The 20,642-nt window shown below is 63.2% G+C and carries 20 protein-coding genes and 1 pseudogene; 16 read left to right on the top strand and 5 right to left on the bottom strand.

From position 1 onward, the window contains the following. Nucleotides 1-21 precede the first annotated feature (21 nt). Nucleotides 22-1,116, top strand: coding sequence for a serine hydrolase domain-containing protein (locus tag R3C98_RS06545; protein WP_371313310.1), 1,095 nt, complete (start codon nt 22-24; stop codon nt 1,114-1,116). An 84-nt stretch (nt 1,117-1,200) separates the two neighbouring features. Then, a pseudogene (locus tag R3C98_RS06540) lies at nt 1,201-2,152 on the top strand (IS481 family transposase). Here R3C98_RS06540 and R3C98_RS06535 read toward each other — a convergent pair. Beyond that, nucleotides 2,149-3,348: a P-loop NTPase gene (locus tag R3C98_RS06535; protein ID WP_371313309.1), complete on the bottom strand. Its 1,200-nt coding sequence runs from the start codon at nt 3,346-3,348 to the stop codon at nt 2,149-2,151. The pseudogene R3C98_RS06540 and the gene R3C98_RS06535 sit on opposite strands and share 4 nt — an antisense overlap. 95 nt (nt 3,349-3,443) lie before the next feature. On the opposite strand from R3C98_RS06535, the gene hflK reads away from it, so the two are divergent. From hflK to R3C98_RS06505, 6 genes are all read left to right on the top strand, one after another. Continuing rightward, nucleotides 3,444-4,550 carry an FtsH protease activity modulator HflK gene (gene hflK, locus R3C98_RS06530; RefSeq protein WP_371313308.1) on the top strand — a complete coding sequence of 369 codons (1,107 nt, stop codon included), beginning with the start codon at nt 3,444-3,446 and terminating at the stop codon, nt 4,548-4,550. An 11-nt stretch (nt 4,551-4,561) separates the two neighbouring features. Further along, nucleotides 4,562-5,455 carry a protease modulator HflC gene (gene hflC / locus R3C98_RS06525; protein WP_371313307.1) on the top strand — a complete coding sequence of 298 codons (894 nt, stop codon included), beginning with the start codon at nt 4,562-4,564 and terminating at the stop codon, nt 5,453-5,455. Nucleotides 5,456-5,475: 20 nt separating this feature from the next. Then, the gene (locus R3C98_RS06520; RefSeq protein WP_371313306.1) at nt 5,476-5,676 is read left to right on the top strand and encodes a DUF2065 family protein; all 201 of its coding nucleotides are present in this window, start codon (nt 5,476-5,478) and stop codon (nt 5,674-5,676) included. Between the two features lie 83 nt (nt 5,677-5,759). Beyond that, nucleotides 5,760-7,208, top strand: coding sequence for a Do family serine endopeptidase (locus tag R3C98_RS06515; protein ID WP_371313305.1), 1,449 nt, complete (start codon nt 5,760-5,762; stop codon nt 7,206-7,208). Nucleotides 7,209-7,283: 75 nt separating this feature from the next. After that, complete coding sequence (locus tag R3C98_RS06510; protein ID WP_371313304.1) at nt 7,284-8,603, top strand: caspase domain-containing protein; 1,320 nt, start codon at nt 7,284-7,286, stop codon at nt 8,601-8,603. Nucleotides 8,604-8,709: 106 nt separating this feature from the next. Continuing rightward, nucleotides 8,710-10,086, top strand: a complete 1,377-nt coding sequence (locus R3C98_RS06505) for a caspase family protein (RefSeq protein WP_371313303.1) — start codon at nt 8,710-8,712, stop codon at nt 10,084-10,086. 9 nt (nt 10,087-10,095) lie between these two features. Here the strand turns inward: R3C98_RS06505 and R3C98_RS06500 are convergent, their stop codons facing one another. Both R3C98_RS06500 and serB read right to left on the bottom strand, forming a co-directional pair. After that, nucleotides 10,096-10,509: an ExbD/TolR family protein gene (locus R3C98_RS06500; RefSeq protein ID WP_371313302.1), complete on the bottom strand. Its 414-nt coding sequence runs from the start codon at nt 10,507-10,509 to the stop codon at nt 10,096-10,098. A 169-nt stretch (nt 10,510-10,678) separates the two neighbouring features. Then, nucleotides 10,679-11,563 carry a phosphoserine phosphatase SerB gene (gene serB, locus R3C98_RS06495; RefSeq protein ID WP_371313301.1) on the bottom strand — a complete coding sequence of 295 codons (885 nt, stop codon included), beginning with the start codon at nt 11,561-11,563 and terminating at the stop codon, nt 10,679-10,681. A gap of 71 nt (nt 11,564-11,634) precedes the next feature. On the opposite strand from serB, the gene miaA reads away from it, so the two are divergent. The 7 genes from miaA to R3C98_RS06460 all read left to right on the top strand — a co-directional run bounded on the left by miaA (nt 11,635) and on the right by R3C98_RS06460 (nt 18,498). Beyond that, entirely contained in the window at nt 11,635-12,585 is a 951-nt protein-coding gene (miaA, locus tag R3C98_RS06490) for a tRNA (adenosine(37)-N6)-dimethylallyltransferase MiaA (RefSeq protein ID WP_371313300.1), read from the top strand. Nucleotides 12,586-12,774: 189 nt separating this feature from the next. Continuing rightward, on the top strand, nt 12,775-14,547 hold the full coding sequence (locus R3C98_RS06485) for an acetolactate synthase 3 large subunit (protein ID WP_371313299.1): 1,773 nt from the start codon (nt 12,775-12,777) through the stop codon (nt 14,545-14,547). 42 nt (nt 14,548-14,589) lie between these two features. Then, complete coding sequence (locus tag R3C98_RS06480) at nt 14,590-15,288, top strand: hypothetical protein (RefSeq protein ID WP_371313298.1); 699 nt, start codon at nt 14,590-14,592, stop codon at nt 15,286-15,288. Next, nucleotides 15,285-15,854: an acetolactate synthase small subunit gene (gene ilvN / locus R3C98_RS06475; RefSeq protein ID WP_371313297.1), complete on the top strand. Its 570-nt coding sequence runs from the start codon at nt 15,285-15,287 to the stop codon at nt 15,852-15,854. The genes R3C98_RS06480 and ilvN overlap by 4 nt, the downstream gene beginning before the upstream one ends. Beyond that, nucleotides 15,851-16,507, top strand: a complete 657-nt coding sequence (locus tag R3C98_RS06470) for a hypothetical protein (RefSeq protein ID WP_371313296.1) — start codon at nt 15,851-15,853, stop codon at nt 16,505-16,507. The genes ilvN and R3C98_RS06470 overlap by 4 nt, the downstream gene beginning before the upstream one ends. A 50-nt stretch (nt 16,508-16,557) precedes the next feature. Then, the gene (gene ilvC, locus R3C98_RS06465) at nt 16,558-17,577 is read left to right on the top strand and encodes a ketol-acid reductoisomerase (RefSeq protein ID WP_371313295.1); all 1,020 of its coding nucleotides are present in this window, start codon (nt 16,558-16,560) and stop codon (nt 17,575-17,577) included. Nucleotides 17,578-17,619: 42 nt separating this feature from the next. Beyond that, nucleotides 17,620-18,498, top strand: coding sequence for a hypothetical protein (locus tag R3C98_RS06460; protein ID WP_371313294.1), 879 nt, complete (start codon nt 17,620-17,622; stop codon nt 18,496-18,498). Here the strand turns inward: R3C98_RS06460 and R3C98_RS06455 are convergent. Beyond that, nucleotides 18,495-19,166, bottom strand: a complete 672-nt coding sequence (locus tag R3C98_RS06455; protein ID WP_371313293.1) for a GH25 family lysozyme — start codon at nt 19,164-19,166, stop codon at nt 18,495-18,497. The genes R3C98_RS06460 and R3C98_RS06455 overlap by 4 nt on opposite strands. 194 nt (nt 19,167-19,360) lie before the next feature. Here R3C98_RS06455 and R3C98_RS06450 point away from each other — a divergent pair, with 194 nt between their 5' ends. Next, nucleotides 19,361-19,876: a polymer-forming cytoskeletal protein gene (locus R3C98_RS06450; protein ID WP_371313292.1), complete on the top strand. Its 516-nt coding sequence runs from the start codon at nt 19,361-19,363 to the stop codon at nt 19,874-19,876. A gap of 18 nt (nt 19,877-19,894) precedes the next feature. Here the strand turns inward: R3C98_RS06450 and R3C98_RS06445 are convergent, their stop codons facing one another. After that, on the bottom strand, nt 19,895-20,491 hold the full coding sequence (locus R3C98_RS06445; RefSeq protein WP_371313291.1) for a tetratricopeptide repeat protein: 597 nt from the start codon (nt 20,489-20,491) through the stop codon (nt 19,895-19,897). Nucleotides 20,492-20,642: the final 151 nt, after the last annotated feature.

Genomic DNA, 20,642 nt, shown 5'->3' with positions numbered 1-20,642 from the left:
CGCGCCTTACCTGCGGCCGTCATGAAACACAGATTGATTGCGGCGCTCGCCGCCACCCTGCTCGCGTGCGGCTGCACCGCCGAACAGGCCGCCCCTGACGCCTCCGCACCGCGGAGCGCCGCAGACGCAAATGCAGACGCGGTCTCCGCCCTGCTGGAAGAACTGGAATTCTCCGGCACGCTCCTCATCAGCAAAGGCGGCGACATCCTGCTGCGCGAAGCGGTGAATGCGGCCCCGATGGAGGACGGCGAAGGCGTCACAATCGACACCGGTTTCCCCATCGCCTCGATGACCAAGAGTTTCACGGCGGCGCTGGTGCTGAAACTGGTGGACGAGGGAAAGCTCGACCTGGACCAGACGCTGGCTGAATTGCTGCCGGATTTCGACGTGCCCTATGCCGGCGACGTCACGCTGCGCCACCTGCTGCAGAACCGGTCAGGCATTCCGCATTACATCGACATTCCCGGCTGGTTCGACAATGACGTGAAGCGCGCCTTCACGGACGCGTCCTTCATGGACACGCTGGAACAACTGGAGCTGAAATTCAGCCCCGGCAGAGATTATCTGTACTCGAACGTAAACTACTACTTGCTGGCCCTCATCGTGGACCGCTATTCAGGCACGGACTATGAGACCTTTCTGCAGACGCAGATCATCGACCCGCTCAGCATGACGGCCACCGGCCAGCTCTACCGGGACGCAGACGGCCTCGCAGTGAACTACCTGAAGAATGATGACGGCTCCTACGAGGTCATCCCTGTCGTGAACCCGGTCCTGTTCCGCGGCACCGCCTCCATGGTCTCGACCGCGGATGATCTGAACGCCTGGGGACATGCGGTCATCGATGGCAAAATCTATTCGGACGCTGCCGCGGCAGAAGCCTTCAATGCCGACACGCCCATGGCCTGGAGCGTTGCGGAACTCCCCGTCACGGATGTCCGGAACGTCGGCGTCACCTACTATAATGGCCGCCTGATCGGTTATCTGAGCCTGATCATGCTGGTGCCGGAGGAAGACGGCGTGATCGTCATCCTCAACAACAACACGGTTGGCTACGAAAACATGATCAGCCTGGCCGCGACGCTCGCCACGCAGAATTTCGGTGGCGAGGACTAGTTGTGATCTTTCAATAGGTTGTCCATTCGGGCCTGACCGAGGAGATTGAGGTTGCGAGACTTCAACTCCAGGAAAGGACACCGAATGGACATCCACGAGAATGCCCGCACCACACCTCATAGTCGAGCCGAGATTGTCCGGCGTGTGATCGAGGAAGGAGAAAGCCGAAGCCGCGTCGCCCAGGCCTTTGGCGTCTGTTGCAAGACGGTCAGCAAGTGGGTGAACCGCTTCCTTGCTGAGGGCCCCGACGGCCTCAGGGAGCGTTCTGCGTCCGCACCGGCTGTATCGCCCTACGCCCGGCGCGACCGTGGAGAGGATCCTCAAGGCGTCGTCAACGCTTGCCGGGACCTCGAGATCGCCCACCGATGCAAGGTCTCGCCAGCCACGCAGGCCTCAGTCGATCCTCCGCGCTGCAAGGCTCAGCCGGGCGAGGGATCTCGATCCGCCTGAACCGTCCCGCCGCTACGAGCACCCAAATCCCGGCGACATGATCCACATCGACATAAAGAAACTCGGCCGCTTCCGGGCTCCGGGCATCGCATCACCGGAAGCCGCAAGAGCAAGTCTCTCCATCGTGGTGTCGGCTGGGAGTACGTCCATGTCGCCGTGGACGATGCCTCCCGCGTCGCCTTCAACCAGATCCATCCGACGAAAAAGCCCCCAGTGCCGTCGATCACCTGAAGGCCTGCGTGGCTTACTATAATCGCCTCGGCATTACCGTCCGGCGTGTGATGACAGACAATGGGGCATGTTATCGGTCTGACGCCTTCAGGAATACCTGTCGTGAGCTCGGCCTCAGACATGTCCGCACCAAACCCTACACGCCCCGGACGAACGGAAAAGCCGAACGCTTCATCCAGACCGCCCTCAGGGAATGGGCCTACGCAAAATCCTACGACATCAGACCACAGAGCCATGCCTCGATGACTGGACGCATCGATACAACTTCCATCGACCGCATGGCGGGATTAAAAATCAAACACCCATCAGTCGACTCGGTCTCTCCGAGGACAACCTGTTGAGAGTCCACAACTAGTCCTCGAACACGATTTCCGGCGGGGCCTTGGTCTCCAGCGTGTCGAGGCCGATGGCGACCTTGCGGGCAAGCTCGTGGAAGGCCTTCGCGGTCTCTTCGTCACCGATGGCCGCCGGCACACCATTGTCGCCGCCTTCACGGATGGCCTGCAGCATCGGCACTTCTGCCAGCAGCGGCAGGCCGAGCGCGTCGGCCATGCGTTTGCCGCCGCCATGGCCCATCAGGTAATGCTTGTTGCCTGCCGGGTCCTGGAAATAGCTCATCGTCTCGACGAGGCCGATCACCGGAACGGCAGTCTTGGTGAACATGGCGGCACCGCGGCGTACGTCTGCGAGAGCCACTTCCTGCGGCGTCGTGACGATCAGCGCGGCGGTCACCGGCACTTTCTGAGCGATAGTCAGCTGCGCGTCGCCCGTGCCCGGCGGCGTGTCGATGACCAGCACGTCCAGCGGGTCTTCCGGCGTGCCCCATTCGGCATCGTTCAGCATCTGCGTGATGGCCGACATGACGATCGGCCCGCGCCAGATCATCGGGGCGTCCGGGTCCGACAAATAACCTATGGAGAGCGTCTTCATCCCGTGCGCCTCGACCGGGACAAGTTTCTTGTTGGCCGACCCCTTCGGCTCAGCCCCCTGCGTGCCCAGCATGGTGGGGATGGAGGGACCATAGATGTCGGCATCCAGCAGGCCGACTTTCATGCCGGTCTTGGCAAGGGCAGCGGCGAGGTTCACCGATACGGTGGACTTGCCCACCCCGCCCTTGGCGCTGGCGACCACAAGAATGCGGGAAATGCCGGGAATTTTCGCGACGCTCCCCTGCTGGCGCTGGGGCGCGCCCTGTTGCATCGCCTCATCCGACAGGCGGGCGCCTTTCTGCACCCGGCGCGGCGACGGGGTGAGGTTCAACGGCGCGGAACCGCCCTTCGGCGCGGCTGGCGCGTGGTTGTGGCTGTGATTATGACGCACGGCGGTGAGGACGGTGGTCACTTTTTCGATCCCCGGAACGAGGCCCGCCTTGCCTTCGGCCTCCATGCGCAAGGCCTCTGCCGCTGCCGTATCAGCAGGATCAGCCTCGATCACCAGCACGGCGCGGCCGGTTTCATCGACCGTGACTGACTCCAGCCAAGCCGGGCTGCCCAGCGCTTTCATGACAGCATCTGCCTGTTTTTGCCGGGTTTTCCCCTTTGAACCGAACATGACCGCGACCCTCTATCCCTTGATGCCCCTTGAAAGGGCATGCATCTATTAGCAAAGCACCTATATGGAAGCGAACACGCGCAACAGGAGGGGCCATGCCCTGGGATGACAAGACAAAAGGTAGCGGCCCGTGGGGCGGCGGTGGCGGCGACAATGGCGGGGGCGACGGCAACTCTCCATGGAAACGCCCATCCGGCGGCGGCAGCGGTGGCGGTGACCTCGAAGATCAGATGCGCCGTATGCAGGAACGTTTCCGCCAGCGCGGCAATGGCGGCGGCGGTGGCCGGCGTCGTGGCGGCGGCTCTGGCCCGAATTTCGGCCCCCTCGGCATCCTTGTGCTCGCCGGCATCGCGCTCATTGCCTGGCTGATGACGGGTGTCGTCGTGGTTGACGAAGGCTCGCGCGCCGCTGTGTTCCGCTTCGGACAGTGGCAGACGAATTTCACGCCCGGCCTGCACTTCCACCTGCCTGCCCCGATCGAGACGCATGTGGTCATGCCGTCCGAGAAGCAGCAGGAAACGCAGATCGGCAACAACTCCAATGAAGCCCTGATGCTGACCGGCGACGAAAACATCGTCGACGTCCGCTTCCGCGTCTTCTGGTTCTACGATCCGTCCAATCCGGAAAACTTCATCCTCAACGTGGATGGCGGCAGTGAGCTGCTGAAAGCCTCAGCGGAAAGCGTGATGCGTGAAGTGGTTGGCAAGTCGAAGCTCGACGATGTCATCACCACGGGCCGGAGCACGATCTCCGAACAGGTGAAGATCCAGCTGCAGGCCCTGATGAACGACTATCGCGCCGGTATCCAGGTGCAGAACGTCGAGATCCAGGAAGCGGCCGCCCCGGCGCAGGTGCGCCAGGCCTTCATCGACGTGGTCAATGCAGGCCAGGACGCTGAAAAAGCGATCCAGGAAGCCAACAAGTACGCCAACGACATCATCCCGCGTGCCGAAGGCCAGGCCCAGCAGGTGCTGCAGAACGCCGAAGCCTATCGCGAGCAGGTGATCGCCAACGCAACCGGTGAAGCGGCCCGCTTCAATTCCATCCTCGACGAATACCGCAAGGCACCGCAGGTGACCCGCGAGCGGATGTATCTCGAGACGATGGAACGCGTCCTCGGCAACACCGACAAGATGGTGCTCGATTCCGGGTCCGGCGCGGTGCCGTACCTTCCGATCAACCCCAGCCGTAGCAGCCAGTAGGAGCGACCATCATGCGTGGACTTGGCATATTCGCCCTTATTCTCGCCGCCGCGGCCCTGATCGTCGGCATGAACAGCTTTTTCATCGTCAACCAGACCGAACAGGCCCTCGTCCTGCAGGTTGGTAAGGCGCAGGCTGCCTATAACGCCCCCGGGCAGAACCAGGCCGGCCTGAAAATCAAGACGCCGTTCATCCAGAACGTGATCAAATATGACCGCCGGAACATCGGCCTCGACATCCCGAACATCGAAGTCCTGGCCTCCAACCAGGAACAGCTGATCGTGGACGCCTTCGTGCGCTACCAGATCTCCGACCCGCTGGCCTTCTACCAGCGCCTGCAGACGCAGCGCGTGGCAGAGAACCAGCTGTCGCAGTTCACCAACACGGCGATCCGTAACGCGCTGGCCAACAAGCTGCCGGAAGAGATCATCTCCGGCCAGCGGGCAACGCTGATGGACGAGATCCGCGAGAACCTCTCGACGTCCATCTCCGGCCGCGGCATCGACATCATCGATGTGCGTATCCGCCGGGCAGACCTGCCGGCCGACGTCTCCGAACGCGTCTTCCGCCGTATGGAAGCGGCCCGGAACCAGGAAGCCGAGCTGATCCGCGCAAACGGTGACAAACAGGCCCAGGCGGTTCGCGCCAAGGCTGACCGCGACCGCACCGTGATCCTCGCCGAGGCGAACCAGAAATCGGAGGAGATCCGCGGTGAAGGCGATGCGAAGCGGAACGAGATCTATGCCAGTGCCTATGGCCGCGATCCGGAATTCTTCCGCTTCCAGCGCGCCCTGATCGCCTGCGAAACCTCGCTGAAGAAGGGCAACACGCAGATCGTGATCGGCCCGGACAATCTTGGCCTGTGCGACGAATTCATCGACGCCGCACGCAAGAATTCGAAGTAAGCTGAGGGGAGCTTTCAGCCATGACGCTGCCCCTCATCCTGCTGGCAGGTATCGGCATGTGGTTCCTGCTGGAAGGGGCGGCCTATGCGGTCGCCCCGGACTTCATGCGCCGCCTCGCCGTCCTGGTGACCCAGTTGAGCACGCGCGAACTGACCATAGCCGGTCTGGGCGGCGGCGCGGTCGGCGTCGTGCTGATCTGGCTTGCAGTTCACTTGGGCTGAATCTGTTGCACCTTGCCCGCAAAGCGCCATAGTCTGCGGCCAAAACAGTTCCATATTCCGCCCGCAGAGGAAGCCGTCGTCCCATGCGTTTTCCGGCTCTAGCCGCCCTCGCCCTTCTTGCGTCCGTGCCTCTGGCCGCGCCTGCCGCAGCCCAGAGCCTGTCGCAGGGGCTTGAACAGATCGACCCCAAGGAGCGCCCGGCCAGCTTCCGCGACCTGTCGAAGCGGCTGATGCCGGCTGTGGTCAATATCTCGACCTCCAAGACAGTCGCCCCGGAAGGCATGCCGACCTTCCCGGAAGGCTCGCCGATGGAGCGGTTCAACGACTTCTTCGGCCGCGACGAAGACGGTTTCCGCCGCGAAGGCTCGCTCGGCTCCGGCTTCGTCATCAGCGCCGACGGCTATGTCGTGACCAACAATCACGTCATCGACGGGGCTGACGAGATTGAAGTGAACTTCGCCAATGGCCGCGTCCTGGAGGCCGAACTGATCGGCCGTGACCGGGATACGGACCTTGCGGTCCTGAAGGTGAAATCCGACACGCCCCTGCCCTTCGTCAGCTTCGCCGACAGCGATGCAGCCGAAGTGGGCGACTGGGTGATCGCCATCGGCAACCCGTTCGGTTTCGGCGGCTCTGTCTCCGCCGGCATCATCTCCGCCCGCAACAGGGACCTGAACGCCGGCCGCTCCGACGATTTCATCCAGACCGACGCCGCCATCAACCGCGGCAACTCGGGTGGCCCGCTGTTCAATCTGGGCGGCGAAGTCGTCGGCGTGAACACGGCAATCATCTCGCCCACCGGCGGATCGGTCGGCATCGGCTTCTCCGTGCCCTCGAACCTGGTGGACCGGATCACCGGCGAACTGATCAAGTCCGGCCGCATCCGCCGCTCATGGCTGGGCGTCAATGTTCAGGATGCGGATGAAGCGCTGGTGCGCGCCTATCGCGCCAGCGGCAAGGGCGGCGTGATCGTCACCCGCATCGCCGATGCTGGTCCGGCCGACGAGGCAAAGCTCGAAGTCGGCGACCTGATCCTCAGCTTCGATGGCCAGCCGGTCTCCAGCGTGCGGGAGCTGACCCGCGTCATCGCCGAGACGCCCATCGGCAAGGATGTGCCCGTGCGCCTCGTGCGCGATGGCCGCGCGCGCACCTTCACCGTCACGATGGGCGAGCTTCAGGAAGAGGCCGAGGAAGACACGGCCCAGCTTCCGGACCTGCCGGCCAGCGTCAACGATCTCGGCGCCGACCTCTCCAGCCTCGATGACGACCTCCGCCGCCGCTATGGCGTGCCGAAAGACGTCGAAGGCGTTGTCGTCACCTCCGTCTCCGCCCGCGGGCCGTCCTATGGCAAGCTGGTGCGGGGCGACGTGATCGTCGAGATCAATTTCGAACGCGTCTCCACGGTGACCGACACGCTGGAAAAGGTGAAAGCCGCCCGCGCCAATCCGGCAGAACCTCTGCTGGTTCGCGTCAAACGCCGCGGTGAAGCCGGCTGGTTCGACCAGTTCCTCAGCGTGGACCTCAAGGACTAGGCCAGCTCAGCTTCTGCTTTTCAGGCGCCCCTGCCCGGTCTAGGCTCAGTTTGAGGCGGACAGGGAGGTGGAAAGATGCTGCGCGCACTGATTGTTTCGTGGGTTCTGGCCGGGCTGGCATTCGCTGCATCCGCTGAACAACGATATGCCCTGCTGATCGGGAACGAGGATTATCCCGCCACCGTCGGCCCCCTCACCCTGCCCCATGAAGACGTGGAGAACATCCGCAATGGCCTGCTGCGGGCTGGATTCCCCGCTGATCACATCAGGATCCTGAAGGACGCGACCGACCGGGACATCAAGATCGGCGTGGCCGGGCTGGCCGCAGATTTACGGGCGGCCGGACCTGACGCAGTCGGCTTCTTCTACTATTCCGGCCATGGCGGTTCGGCGGAATCGGGCGGCACGCGCACCAACTACCTCATCCCGGCAAAAACCGAGATCACCGGCGCTGAACAACTGCCGATCTTCGGCGTTGCCGTGAACACCGTGATCGATGGACTCGCCGCCAGCGACGCCAAGGCGATCTTCATCGTCTCGGACGCCTGCCGCAACACGCTGCCCTTCACCTCGTCCAAGGGCGGATCGGCAGACAAGGGCATGGTCCGGGTGCCGCGCAAGCGCGGGCTTTATATCGCATTTGCCACGGCCGACGGTGCGACCACGCCGGATGACGGCCTGTTTGCAAAGTCGCTGTCGAAACGTCTGGCACAAAAAGGCCTCTCCGCCGACCGCGCCTTCACCCTCGCCTTGCGCGAAGTGGCCGCTGCCCGCCCCGGCAATTCCATGCCGTTCACGGCCGACGGCCTGACGGAGGATATCTGCTTTGCCGGGTGCGAAGCCCCCGCCGTGCTCGCCCGTTCGGAAGGCACCGACTATGTCGCGACGGTCCAGGCAAACACGGTCGATGCCTATATCGACTTCCTCCAGACCTATCCGCACTCGGCGCTTGTCCCGAATGCGCAGGAAGCGCTGGTAAAGCTGTTCTACCAGGAAGACCCATCTGCGAAGAAATACATGGGAGAGTATGACAACATCGTCGGGCCGGTCGTGTTGCTGGAGGCCATGCATCACGCAGCAGAAATGGCCTATCTCAGGGACGAAATGGACTCAACCACAGGCCTCTTCCAGATCGCCTGCCAGTCGGGGCTCGGGAAATCCTGCACGAAGCTCGCGCCCCTGATCCAGCAGGGATACATGGATCATGAATTCTACGACGCCGACGGAAATGTCGATGCCACAGACCGCGAACAGACCGCCATCCTCGTCTACCAGGGCGGATGCTACATGGACGATCCTGCGGCGTGCAACTGGCTCCAGCAAAACGGCTGGCCGCTTCAACCGGAAGATCCGGATGTCCTCGCCGAACTTGCCGCACTCAAACCGCAGCAGTGATCCGTTCTCAGGCGTGCATCCGGGCAAGCCGGTCGACCTTGCTGGTGCTTCCCACCCTGCCTGACACCGGTTAGGCTCTTTACGGAGCTGACTGAGAGGTGGGAACATGTTGCGCGCCCTGTTCAGTATCATCGCCTTTGCGGCCCTAGCCTTCACGGCCAGCGCCGAGCCGCGTTATGCGCTCCTGATCGGGAATGAGGATTATCCGGCGACGGTCGGACCGCTGAGCCTGCCGCACCGGGATGTGGAGAACATGCGCAACGGTTTGCTGCAGGCCGGGTTTCCCGCCGAACACATCCGCGTCCTGACCGATGCCGGACAGGCCGAGATCAATCTGGCCGTGGCCGAGCTTGCCTCGGACCTGAAAGCGGCGGGCGCTCAGGCCGTCGGCTTTTTCTATTATTCCGGCCATGGAGGATCCGCGGAATCCGCCGGCCGCCGCGCCAACTATCTGATCCCGGCCAAGTCGCCCATTACCGGGGCCGAGCAGCTGCCGATCCTCGGCGTACCTGTGAACAATATTGTGGACGCACTGGCAGCCAGCGATGCGAAAGCCGTCTTCATCGTTTCGGATGCCTGCAGGAATACACTCCCTTTCACTTCCTCGAAGGGCGGCGCCTCGGACAAGGGCATGGTGCGCGTGCCGCGCAAGCGCGGTCTCTATATCGCCTTCGCCACGGCAGACGGCGCGACGACCCCCGATGACGGCCTGTTCGCAGAGGCGCTGTCGAAACGCCTCCCCCAGCCGGGCCTCTCGGCGGACCGGGCCTTTACGCTCGCCCTGCGCGAAGTGGCCGCCGCGCGGCCCGGCAACGCCATGCCCTTCACGGCAGACGGGCTGACGGAAGATATCTGCTTCGCCGGATGCGACGCGGCAGGCGCCAGCAGCGAGGCAGCCGACTGGGCGCGCTTCAGCGAGGTCGGCGCCTATTACACATATTTGCGTCTCTACCCGGACGGCCCGCATGCGGAGGAAGCGCGCAGCCTGATGGCGGCCGAAGCGGAAAAACAGTCCGCCCGCGAAGCCCAGCTGGTCGCTGCCGGGATCATGCGGTCCATGCCGCCGGAGCGTGCCTTCACTGTCGCGGAAGAGGCATTCGAACTCGGCAATTTCGACGAGGCCCGCAAACGTTATATCGAGGCCTGCGACGGGGGCATCGCCGCCGGCTGCACACGCCTCGGCATCCTGTTCGAGGAGGGTCATGGTGTGGATCCGGACCCGGTCCGCGCGCGGCTCCTCTACCAGCGTTCCTGTGACGCCTCGGACGCAGACGCCTGCCTCCGGATCGGCGGACTCTACCGGACGGGCCAGGGCGTTCGCGAACAGCACGCCAAGGCGAAGGAATACTACGCGGCGGCCTGCGATCTCGGCGACGCCGGCGGCTGCAAGATGCTGGACCTCTACAAGGAGAAGGACCCCGACGGCAGCGGCGTGGAGAAATGCGACCAGGGTGAAGCCTTCTTCTGCAGCTTCCTGCCCTGACGCACTGCCTCAGATCGCGTCGCCGGGCCGGGCGAGGGCAACGCTCACCCCTTCCGTATACCCCGCATCATAGGCGGCGTCGCGGACCAGGGTGACCAGGCCGGACTTGGCCTGCGGCTCCACTTCAATGGCAACCTGAATGTCCGGCGTCTCCGCTCTCACCCGTTCGATAGCCGCGCGGACAGCGCCGATATCGGTCGTGCGACCGTTGACGCGAACAACGCTGTCATCGCCAATCCGGATCAGCATCGCCTTGCCAGACCCGATACCCGAAGCGTTGGCGGGCGGCTCCAGCTTGATCGCCTGCTCCTGTGTGAAGGTCGATGTGACCATGAAGAAAATGAGCAGGATGAAAACCACGTCCAGCATCGGCGTCAGCGACACCTCCGCTGTCCCTGCCCCGGTCCGGTGTCTGCCTCTCATGCTGGCCTCCCTCTTCTCTATTTTGAGGAGAACATACACGTTATGTGATGACGTTACAATTTTTGATTGACCTGGTCTCAAAGAAAGGGGCCGAGCCCCCCTTTTAAACGGTCCATACATGGTCTTTAGACGGTGTTTTACACGGTCTGGAGGGCCACTTATCCACCCCCTAGCCGACGAATTCCTTCGCCTCATAGCCCTGGAAGAAGAGCGCGGCCCGAAGGTCTGTGTGCTCGATCGCGGCATGGGCTTCGGCGGCCACGACGGGCTTGGCGTGATAGGCGATGCCGAGGCCGGACGCCTTGATCATGGCGAGATCGTTCGCCCCGTCGCCCATCGCGATCACGTCTTCCCGGAGGATGCCTTTGGCGGCCGCGAACTCGTCCAGCGCGGCCAGCTTCGCCTCGCGGCCAAGGATCGGGCGGCCAACCTCGCCCGTCAGCGACTTGCCGTCATCGATCAGCGTGTTGCCCCGGTGCGTGTGAAAGCCTGCAGCTGCCGCCACGCGGGAGGTGAAATAGGTGAAACCGCCTGAAACCAGGACAGTTTCGGCCCCGTCTGCCTTCATCGTTTCAACGAGGGTTTTCGCGCCGGGGTTCAGCGTGATCCGCTCGGCATAGGCATGCTCCAGCGCGTCGAGGCCAAGGCCTTTCAGCATGGCAACGCGGGTGGTGAGCGCGCCTTCGAAGTCCAGCTCCCCGCGCATGGCGCGTTCGGTAATGGCTGAGACTTCTGCCTTCAGGCCGGCAAAATCTGCCAGTTCATCAAGGCATTCCTGCCCGATAATGGTGGAATCCATGTCCGAAATCAGGAGGCGTTTGCGGCCGCTGGCGGCAGGCAGAATGGCGATGTCGGCCGGGAGAGCCTTTTCCGCGAATCGGGCACGCAGACCGGCCGCATCGCCTTCGCCGCCCGGCAGCAGCCATTCCAGCGCGACCAGCCCGTCCACGCTGCCCAGCGCGCGCGATGGTGCCTCCCCGCCAAGCTCTTGCGAAACTTTCGCTTCCAGCTTCGCAGCATCCATGGCGGCGACGGCGACGATCCTGAGGCTCATGACAGTTTTCCCGGGTTTTCCCGCGTCATCATGGGTTTCCTCTTCGATGACAACCCCTTACCTCTAATGGGATGCATCCGGCCATCCTGATCCACGGCCCCACGGCCAGCGGCAAGACCGCGCTCGCCATCGAAGTCGCCCGGCGGCTCGACGGGGAGGTGATCAATGCCGATTCCATGCAGGTTTACCGGGACCTGAAAGTCATCTCCGCCCGGCCGGACGAGGAAGAGATGCAGGGCGTGCCGCATCACCTGTTCGGCCACGTCAACGCGGCCGAGCGCTATTCCACCGGCCAGTGGCTGGAGGAGGCTCGCGCGAAAATCCGCATTCTCCAGAAAAAGAACAAACGCGCTGTCATCGTCGGCGGCACGGGGCTCTACCTGCTGGCGCTGACGCAAGGCCTGTCGGCCATACCGCCCGTGCCCGAAGACATCCGCGCCGAAGTGCGGGACATCTCCGACGCCGAAGGTGCCGAGGGCCTGCGCCTGCGCCTCGCCCCGCACGACCCGGAAACGGCTGAGCGGCTGGGCACTGGCGACAAGCAGCGCCTTGCCCGCGCCTATGAGATCTGGCTCGCCACCGGGCGGCCGATCACCGACTTCCACAATGAGCGCCAGCCCCCTGTCCTGCTGGACCGGGAATGGATGGGCTTTGCCCTCACCCCGCCGCGCGCCAAGCTCTATGCCAAGATCGACCGGCGCTTCGAAGGCATGCTGATGCAGGGCGCCATGGCCGAGGCCCGGGCCCTGATCGAACGGGGGCTGGACCCGGAACTGCCGGCGATGAAGGCCCATGGCATGCCGTGGCTGGCCGCCTTTGCCCGCGGCGAGATCAGCGCGGAATTCGCCGCCGAGAACGCCAAACGCGACACGCGGCGCTATGCAAAGAGGCAATTCACGTGGATTGGCAGGCAATTCCCGTTCTGGCCGAGAATTCCCGGTACCGAAATGAACGATCGCATGCGGGTTATTCTTGCCCTCTACAGGGAGATTGACAGGGAGATGGAGGCAGATTATTCCTAGCTCCCGTCGTTGGAGGAAACGCACGTGCGCATGTCAGAGGTACTCGTACTTAGACACCCGTAGCCGGGGTTCGCCAGAACCGGTTGCGGGTGTGCGCACAAAAGGGTCTCCGAAGGGGGCCCTTTTTCTTTTCAGAAAACATCCCGGACAAAACCTTCCTTTCTAACCCCAAGACGCCAGAGCCAAGTCATGACCGTCAAAACCAAACCGAAGACCGAAACCCGCCTGATGACCGGTGCCGAGATCGTAATCACGGCCCTCCGGGAACAGGGCGTAGAGGTCATGTTTGGTTATCCGGGCGGCGCGGTCCTGCCGATCTATGACGCGCTGTTCGCGGCGGATGACATCCGTCACGTCCTGGTGCGCCACGAACAGGGCGCGGGCCATGCGGCCGAAGGCTATGCCCGTTCTACCGGCAAGTGCGGCGTCGCGCTCGTCACCTCCGGCCCGGGCGCGACCAATATGGTCACCCCGATTACCGATGCGCTGATGGATTCGATCCCGATGGTCGTCATCACCGGCCAGGTGCCGACGCACCTGATCGGCACCGACGCCTTCCAGGAGGCCGACACGACCGGCATCACGCGCAGCTGCGCCAAGCACAACTACCTCGTCACGGACGTCGACCAGCTGGCCCGCACGATCCATGAGGCGTTCCACATCGCAACCTCCGGCCGCCCGGGCCCGGTCGTCATCGACATCCCGAAGGACGTGCAGTTCGCCAACGGCACCTATGTCGGCAAGGACGGTGTTCACAAGCCGACCTATGCCCCGCGCACCGAGCCGCAGCCGGAAGCCATCGAGGCCGTCGCCGAGCTGATCTCGCTGGCCCGCCGGCCCATTCTCTACACCGGTGGCGGCGTCATCAATTCCGGCCTGAAAGCCTCCGAAGCGCTGCGCAAGCTGCAGGCCGAGACGGGCATTCCGGTTACGTCCACCCTCATGGGCCTCGGCGCTTTCCCGGCTTCCCACAAGGATTGGCTGGGCATGGTGGGCATGCATGGCAGCTACGAAGCCAACAATGCGATGCATGATTGCGATCTGATGATCTGCGTCGGCGCCCGCTTTGACGACCGGGTTACCGGCCGGATCGACGCTTTCTCGCCGAATTCCAAGAAGGTCCACATCGATATCGACCCCTCCTCGATCAACAAGATCGTCCGGGTCGACGTGCCGATCGTTGCCGACTGTGCGGCGGCGCTGGAAGCGCTGATCGCGGCGGTGAAGGCCCGCAAGGGCAAGAAGCCGGACCTGAAACCCTGGAAGGCCGAGATCGACGCCTGGCGGGCCCGCGACTGCTTCGCCTATGAACCGTCGGACAAGGTCATCAAGCCGCAATACGCGATCGAGCGCCTCTACGAGCTGACTAAAGCCCGTGATCCCTTCATCACGACCGAAGTTGGCCAGCACCAGATGTGGGCGGCCCAGTTCTTCCATTTCGACGAGCCGAACCACTGGATGACCTCCGGCGGACTCGGCACGATGGGCTATGGCCTGCCGGCTGCCGTCGGCGTGCAGTGCGCCCATCCGGAAGCCCTCGTCATCGACATTGCGGGCGAAGCCTCGATCCAGATGATGATGCAGGAGCTGTCCACGGCGGTTCAGTTCTGCCTGCCGGTGAAGGTCTTCATCCTCAACAATGAGTGGATGGGCATGGTACGCCAGTGGCAGGAATTGCTGCATGGCGAGCGCTATTCGCACTCCTATTCGGAGAGCCTGCCGGACTTCGTCAAACTGGCCGAAGCCATGGGCGCCCACGGCATCCGCTGCGAGGACCCGGCCCAGCTGGACGACAAGATCATGGAAATGATCGAGCATCCGGGCCCGGTCCTGTTCGACTGCATGATCGAAAAGGACGGCAACTGCCTGCCGATGATCCCGTCGGGCTCTGCACATAACGAGATGATCCTCGGGCAGATAACTGGTAACGAGATTGGTGAGACCGGGCGCAAGCTCGTCTGACTTCTGACAGACCGGGAACCGGCGCCGCTTCAGGGGATGGTAATGGCCACTGACAACATCTGGCAGATACTGACCGACAATGTCGGGACGGTCGTCACGGTGCTGTCGGCCATTGCGGCCGTGATCGGCGCCCTCGCCAGCCGCGCCGAAACCCGCAAGCAGCGCCAGTTGCGCACCGAACAGCTCCGCCAGGCGATCGACAGTGCCAGCCTGGACTGGGGCAATGCCGCCATCGACACGATGGCCCGGGCCGCCATGCTGGCCCGCACACGCCACTTCCATGGAAATGAAGGCGCCTTCCAGACGGCCAAGGCGGCCACGCTGATCAACCTGACTTCGCTGATCGACCGGGGCCGCATGTTCTTCCCCAATCTGGACGAACACAAAAAGGGGACGGAAAAGGACGGCGCCTATCGCGGGTCTCGTCCGCCCATCCTGGACGCAATGGTCTGGGTTCATTGTGAAATTTCAGCCCTTACCCGCGAGGGCGGTCCGACCGGCGACAATAGCGCGGCCTTTATCGATGATTGCCGCCGCCTCGTCGTCTCCGAGCTGCAGGCCCATCTCGACCCCCGACGGCTCAATCAGGTCATCGGCCGGTATGACGGACAGACCCGCATCCACCAGAAGCAGGCCATCGAACGCGCTGACTCCCTCAGGCAGCAACTCTTGACTCGGCGCCCCGGGGTCTCCATCGACAACCCGATCAGCTATCCAGAACAGCCGGAGACTGTACAATGAGCGACGGATCCGGAACGCCCGCTCCGAACGGCCCGAAATCGGCCTACTTCCTCAATCATGAGGATGAAGCCGTCGAGCGCCGCACGCTGGCCGTGCTGGTCGACAACGAGCCGGGCGTGCTGGCCCGTGTCGTCGGCCTGTTCTCCGGCCGCGGCTACAACATCGACAGCCTGACGGTCGCGGAGGTCGATGCCTCCAGCCATCAGTCGCGCATCACCATCGTCACCCAGGGCACACCGCACATCCTTGAGCAGATCGAAGCGCACCTCATGCGCCTCGTTCCTGTTGGCGAAGTGGTGGACATCACCAAATCGAAGCGCGGCATCGAACGTGAACTGGCCCTCGTCAAGGTGGCCGGCACGGGCGAAAAGCGCGTCGAAGCGCTGCGCATTGCCCAGATTTTCCGGGCCAATGTGATCGACACGACGAATGAAAGCTTCATTTTCGAGATCACAGGCGCATCCGAAAAGATCAGCCAGTTCGTGGACCTGATGACGCCGCTCGGCCTCGTCGAGGTGAGCCGGACGGGCGTTCTTTCCATAAAGCGTGGTAAGGAAAAGGGATGAAACGTTTCTTCGCCCTCCCCCTTCTGCTGATCTGCCTTGCGGCACCCGCGCGGGCCGAGATGCCCGTGCCGGAAAGCTGCAAACCCCGGATTGCGGGCGTTGCCCTGGCCGTGGCCGAGAACGCCGACAAGGCGCAGCTGGCATGCGATGTCGACCGCGCTGCCATTTTCGAGGGACGGGCGGACGCGATTTTCGGCGCGATCACCAACTCGCTGGTCCGTGTGGTGGACCTCACGGTCTCGCCCAGCGGCGCTGTCTATGTCTATTCCGTCAGTGATGTGCAGGGTGCGATGATCCTCGATGCGCGCTCCGTCCCGGCGGATATGGACGACCCGGAAAGTGTTCCGATCTGCCATCTGCGCACGCTGATGCCGGACGACGCTGCATCAGACGTCTCTATCGGCCTCCTGAAGGCCGCATCCCCCGACCTGCCCGGCTATGCCGAGCGTATGGAAGTGGTGATCAATCCGGACGGTTCGCGCCGCTCGGTTCTGTTGCTCGATTCCCACGACGTGATCAGCCACGTGCAGACCGCGAATGGCGAGCGCAACTTCTCCCGCAACATCCGCCAGACGGATGATGTGGCGAAACTCAACGAATTGATCATTGGCGTTGCCAATGTCAGCGACGGCTGGGACTGCAACGCCCCCTGACCGCCTAAACCCTTATCCAGAACAACCCCCGACGGAGCCGAACGAAGCCCATGAAAGTCTATTACGAGCAGGATGCAGATCTCGCACTGATCCAGAGCAAAAAAGTGGCCGTTGTCGGCTATGGCAGCCAGGGCCACGCCCACGTGCTGAACATGCGCGACAGCGGCGTGAAGCAGGTGAAGGTCGCCCTCCAGGAAGGGTCCGCCAGCCGCAAGAAGGCAGAGGCCGAAGGCCTTGAAGTCGTCACCCCGGCTGAAGCCGCCCAGTGGGCCGACGTGCTCATGATCCTCGTCCCGGACGAAAAGCAGGCTGTGCTCTACGCCAATGAAATCGAACCGCACCTGCGCGCCGGCCAGCACATCATGTTCGGCCACGGCTTCAACGTGCACTACAATCTGATCCGCCCGCGTGCCGATGTCGATGTGTCCCTGTCGGCCCCGAAAGGCCCCGGCCACACGCTGCGTGCGCAGTACCAGATGGGCTTCGGCCTGCCGGGCCTGATCGCCATCCACCAGGACGCCACCGGCACCGCCCAGGCTGTCGCGCTGTCCTACTCGAAAGCCATCGGCAACACCCGTGCCGGCGTGATCGAGACGTCTTTCCGCGAAGAAACCGAAACCGACCTCTTCGGTGAGCAGGCCGTCCTCTGCGGCGGTATCGTCGAGCTGATCAAGGCTGGCTACGAAACGTTGGTCGAAGCCGGTTATGCGCCGGAAATGGCCTATTTCGAATGCCTTCACGAGACCAAGCTGATCGTCGACCTGATCTATGAAGGCGGCATCGCCAACATGAACTACTCGATCTCCAACACGGCCGAGTATGGCGAATATGTTTCCGGCCCGCGCGTCGTGAACTCCGACGCCAAGGCGAACATGAAGAAGGTTCTGGAAGACATCCAGAACGGCACCTTCGCCCGCAACTGGGTGCTGGAAAACCAGGCCGGCGCGCCGGGCTTCAACGCCATGCGCCAGCGCATGAACTCGCACCCGATCGAGGAAGTCGGCGACAAGCTGCGCGGCATGATGCACTGGGCCCAGAACGACCGCCTGGTCGACAAGTCCCGGAACTAACTCTCTCTCGCGCCCCCGTTCGAACGCTGTTAGAGCGGGGGCGTGACCTCTACTGGCCCCTTTCTCGTCGCTGGAGCGAACCGCCCGTTGGGGGCGTTGATCGCGCTGGACCTTGCCGCCCGCGGGCTGAAGGTCGTCGCGACGCGGCGCCATCCCGATGCGGAACTCGACGCCCGGCTGCATGTCGCCGGCATCGAACTCGCCCCACTGGACCTGACAGACCTCGCCGCCGTCCGCGCACTCGCGCCGGATGTTTCTGGCGTCGTCCTCACGCCAATCCTGTCTATCTCCGGCCCGGCCGCACATGCCTTTTGTGAGGGCGGCGTGGAACGAGGCGTCGTCTTCTCCTCGAACAATGTTGCGATTGTGGGCGAAGATCCGGTGTATGATCGATTGCGCGCGGCAGAGGCCGAGGTGCTGCAAAGCGCGCCCGGCTGGGCGATCCTTCGTCCGACCATGATCTATGGCTATCCGGGGGATGGAAACCTTTCGCGCCTGTTGCGGATGCTCGCACGCCTGCCGGTTTTTCCACGTCTCGGATCCGGCGCGGCCAGCCAGCAGCCGATCCATGTCGAAGACCTCGCCCGCCTCGCCGCCGCGCTGGTGTCGAATGAATGGAATGCGGCCGGCATTCTCGCCGTGGGCGGACCGCAGACCCTGCCTCACCGTGACCTGATCGCGATGGCCCGCAGCGCATCTGGTCGTGGAGGGATCGATATTCCCGTCCCGCTCGGTCCCATACGCGCGCTGGTGTCCCTCCTGTCCGGTGTCGGTCTGAAACTGCCGCTCAGCCCGGCGCAGCTGGCCCGGGTGGATCTCGACAAGGCGGCTGTGGATCCGGCCGAAATACCGGCCACGCTGCAGCCCCGGATCACCCCGGAACAAGGCCTCACCCGGCTCGCACGAGAACTGGAGCTTTAATCGTCTGCCGGAATGCGGTTGAGGTCCACGAAACCCTCAATACCGGACACCCGGCCTTTCATCGAATACTGCCAGATGAGCACTTCGCCCTCAGGCGGATCGGACAGGCTGCGCATCCAGACCGGGTTGTCGGGGAAACGGCCAGCGAGCCAGTCGCGGTGAAATTCCGGTGTCGTATAGAGCACAGGTGGCGCGCCGTATTCAGCCTCCAGCGCATCCAGGAAATCCCCGATTTCCGCCAGCACCGCCTCTTTCGGGCCGTCCGGCGTGCAGTTGTGCGCATATTCGAGGTCTACGGCCGGGGGCAGCGTCCCTTCCCGCACTTCAACCGACTGGATGAAGTTTTCGGCCTGCGCCGCCCCGTTCCGGCAAAGAAGGTAAAAATGATAGGCGCCGACATGCCAGCCGCGCTGGCTCGCCTCCAGCCAATTCTCTTGGAAACGGCTATCCTTCCAGTCCCGTCCCTCGGTGGCTTTCAGGTAGACGAAATCTATGGGCGCACTTCCCAGGGCTTCCCAGTTCACCCGTCCATTGTGGTGGGAGAGATCGATCCCCTCATTTCCGGGCGCAAAGGGCCCGTCGGGCGTTGGGTCTGACGCAGGCGGGGCTGGCTGAGCGCAGGCCGCCACGCCCATCAAACACGTTGCTATCAGTGCCGTGATGCGCATGTCTCGATCCAACTCCCCCGCCCCGGCAGTCTTGAGGCCCAGCCGGGGTCAATTCGGGGCAATCCCGACATCCAGCACTCAATAAGACAGAAAACACAATAAATACAAAATATTATAATGCCGAGGCATAAACCCTGCATAGAACCGCCGAAGTGCAAGATAAGGGCTTAGCGGCTATGACACCTGCAGAAAAAATGCGCGGCGGAGAACCGGCAAATCTGATTCTCAAGGACACGCGCCTCGAAGGCGATCTTTATTTTCCGTCCCAACTCGTCGTTTCCGGCGTGATCAAGGGCAATGTCCGCTGCGAAAGCATGCTGGTGATCGAGCGTGACGGCCGGGTCGAAGGCCGGATCGAAGCGCCGGTCATCATTGTGCATGGCGAACTGGAAGGCACAGTCCTCGCGACCGAGTCGATCGAGATCTGGTCGGGTGCCAAGGTCGCCGGCGATGTCGCCGCCCGGTCTGTCCGCGTCGACCAGGGGTCCATGCTGACGGCGAACCTGCTGATTGCCGCAGACCTGCCGGACCGTCTGGGCCCGCCAGAACCGCAATCTGATCCAAAGCCGGCACCCGAGGCCGCGCGTGAACCTGTCCAGGCTGTCACTCAGCCAATCGCTCCGGTGACGCCGCCAGTTGGGGAAACGCGTCCGGCTGCACCCATGTCGCCGCCCGCCTCGTTCCTGTCTCCGGGTCCGGCCCGCAGCTAAATCAGGTAGCGTAGCGGATCAGCCGCCGCGCATGTCCTTCAGGCGTTCATAGGCCACTGAATCGGGATCATACGCGCCCAGCTCATCAAGCCGGTCGCAGGCCCATTTGTAGTCGCGATTGCAGGAGTCCTGCAGCACACGCGTGCCTTCCGGAACGTTCTTGGAGCCGCCCGTTCCGGTGAACAGCATATTGCCATAACCGGCACAGCCGCTGACTTCGCCGAGGTCACAGGACTTTTTGTAGAGGCCCCGGGCCTTCACCGGATCGGCATCCATTCCGCGTCCCGTCATGGTGAGATAGGCGAGCGAAGCACAGCCCTTTCCATTCTTGCCATCGCAAGCGCGCTTGAAGGCCTTGTTGGCAAGACCATAGTCCTGTGCGCCGCCAGTTCCTTTCCGGTAGGAGTCGCCCGCCGTCAGGCAGGCCTCATAGTCGCGGGCGGCACAGGCCTTATTGGCTTCCTGGCGCGCGGCCTTTTGTTTGGCGAAATCGGTCTTCGCATTTTCCAGCGCGATCTCGGCCCTGGATTTCTCGACCCGTCCATACTGGGCCGAAGCGGGCAAGGCGATGGCGCAACAGGCCAGCGCCGCAGCAATCAGAGGGGAGCGTAACATGGGGTCTACCCTTCCTAAGTCTTTGTTCCGCCTCTGATATAGGGACCGGACAGTGGCGTCACCAAGGCATTGCCAGCTTAAGCTTTCTTAACCCGCACTTGTCCCTTTCCCGCCTGAGGGGCAGTATCCGGCACTCAAAGCGCGATCGGAG

Source organism: Hyphomonas sp. (assembly GCF_041398465.1).
Lineage (GTDB): Bacteria > Pseudomonadota > Alphaproteobacteria > Caulobacterales > Hyphomonadaceae > Hyphomonas.
This window is presented reverse-complemented; position numbering and strand designations above follow the sequence as displayed.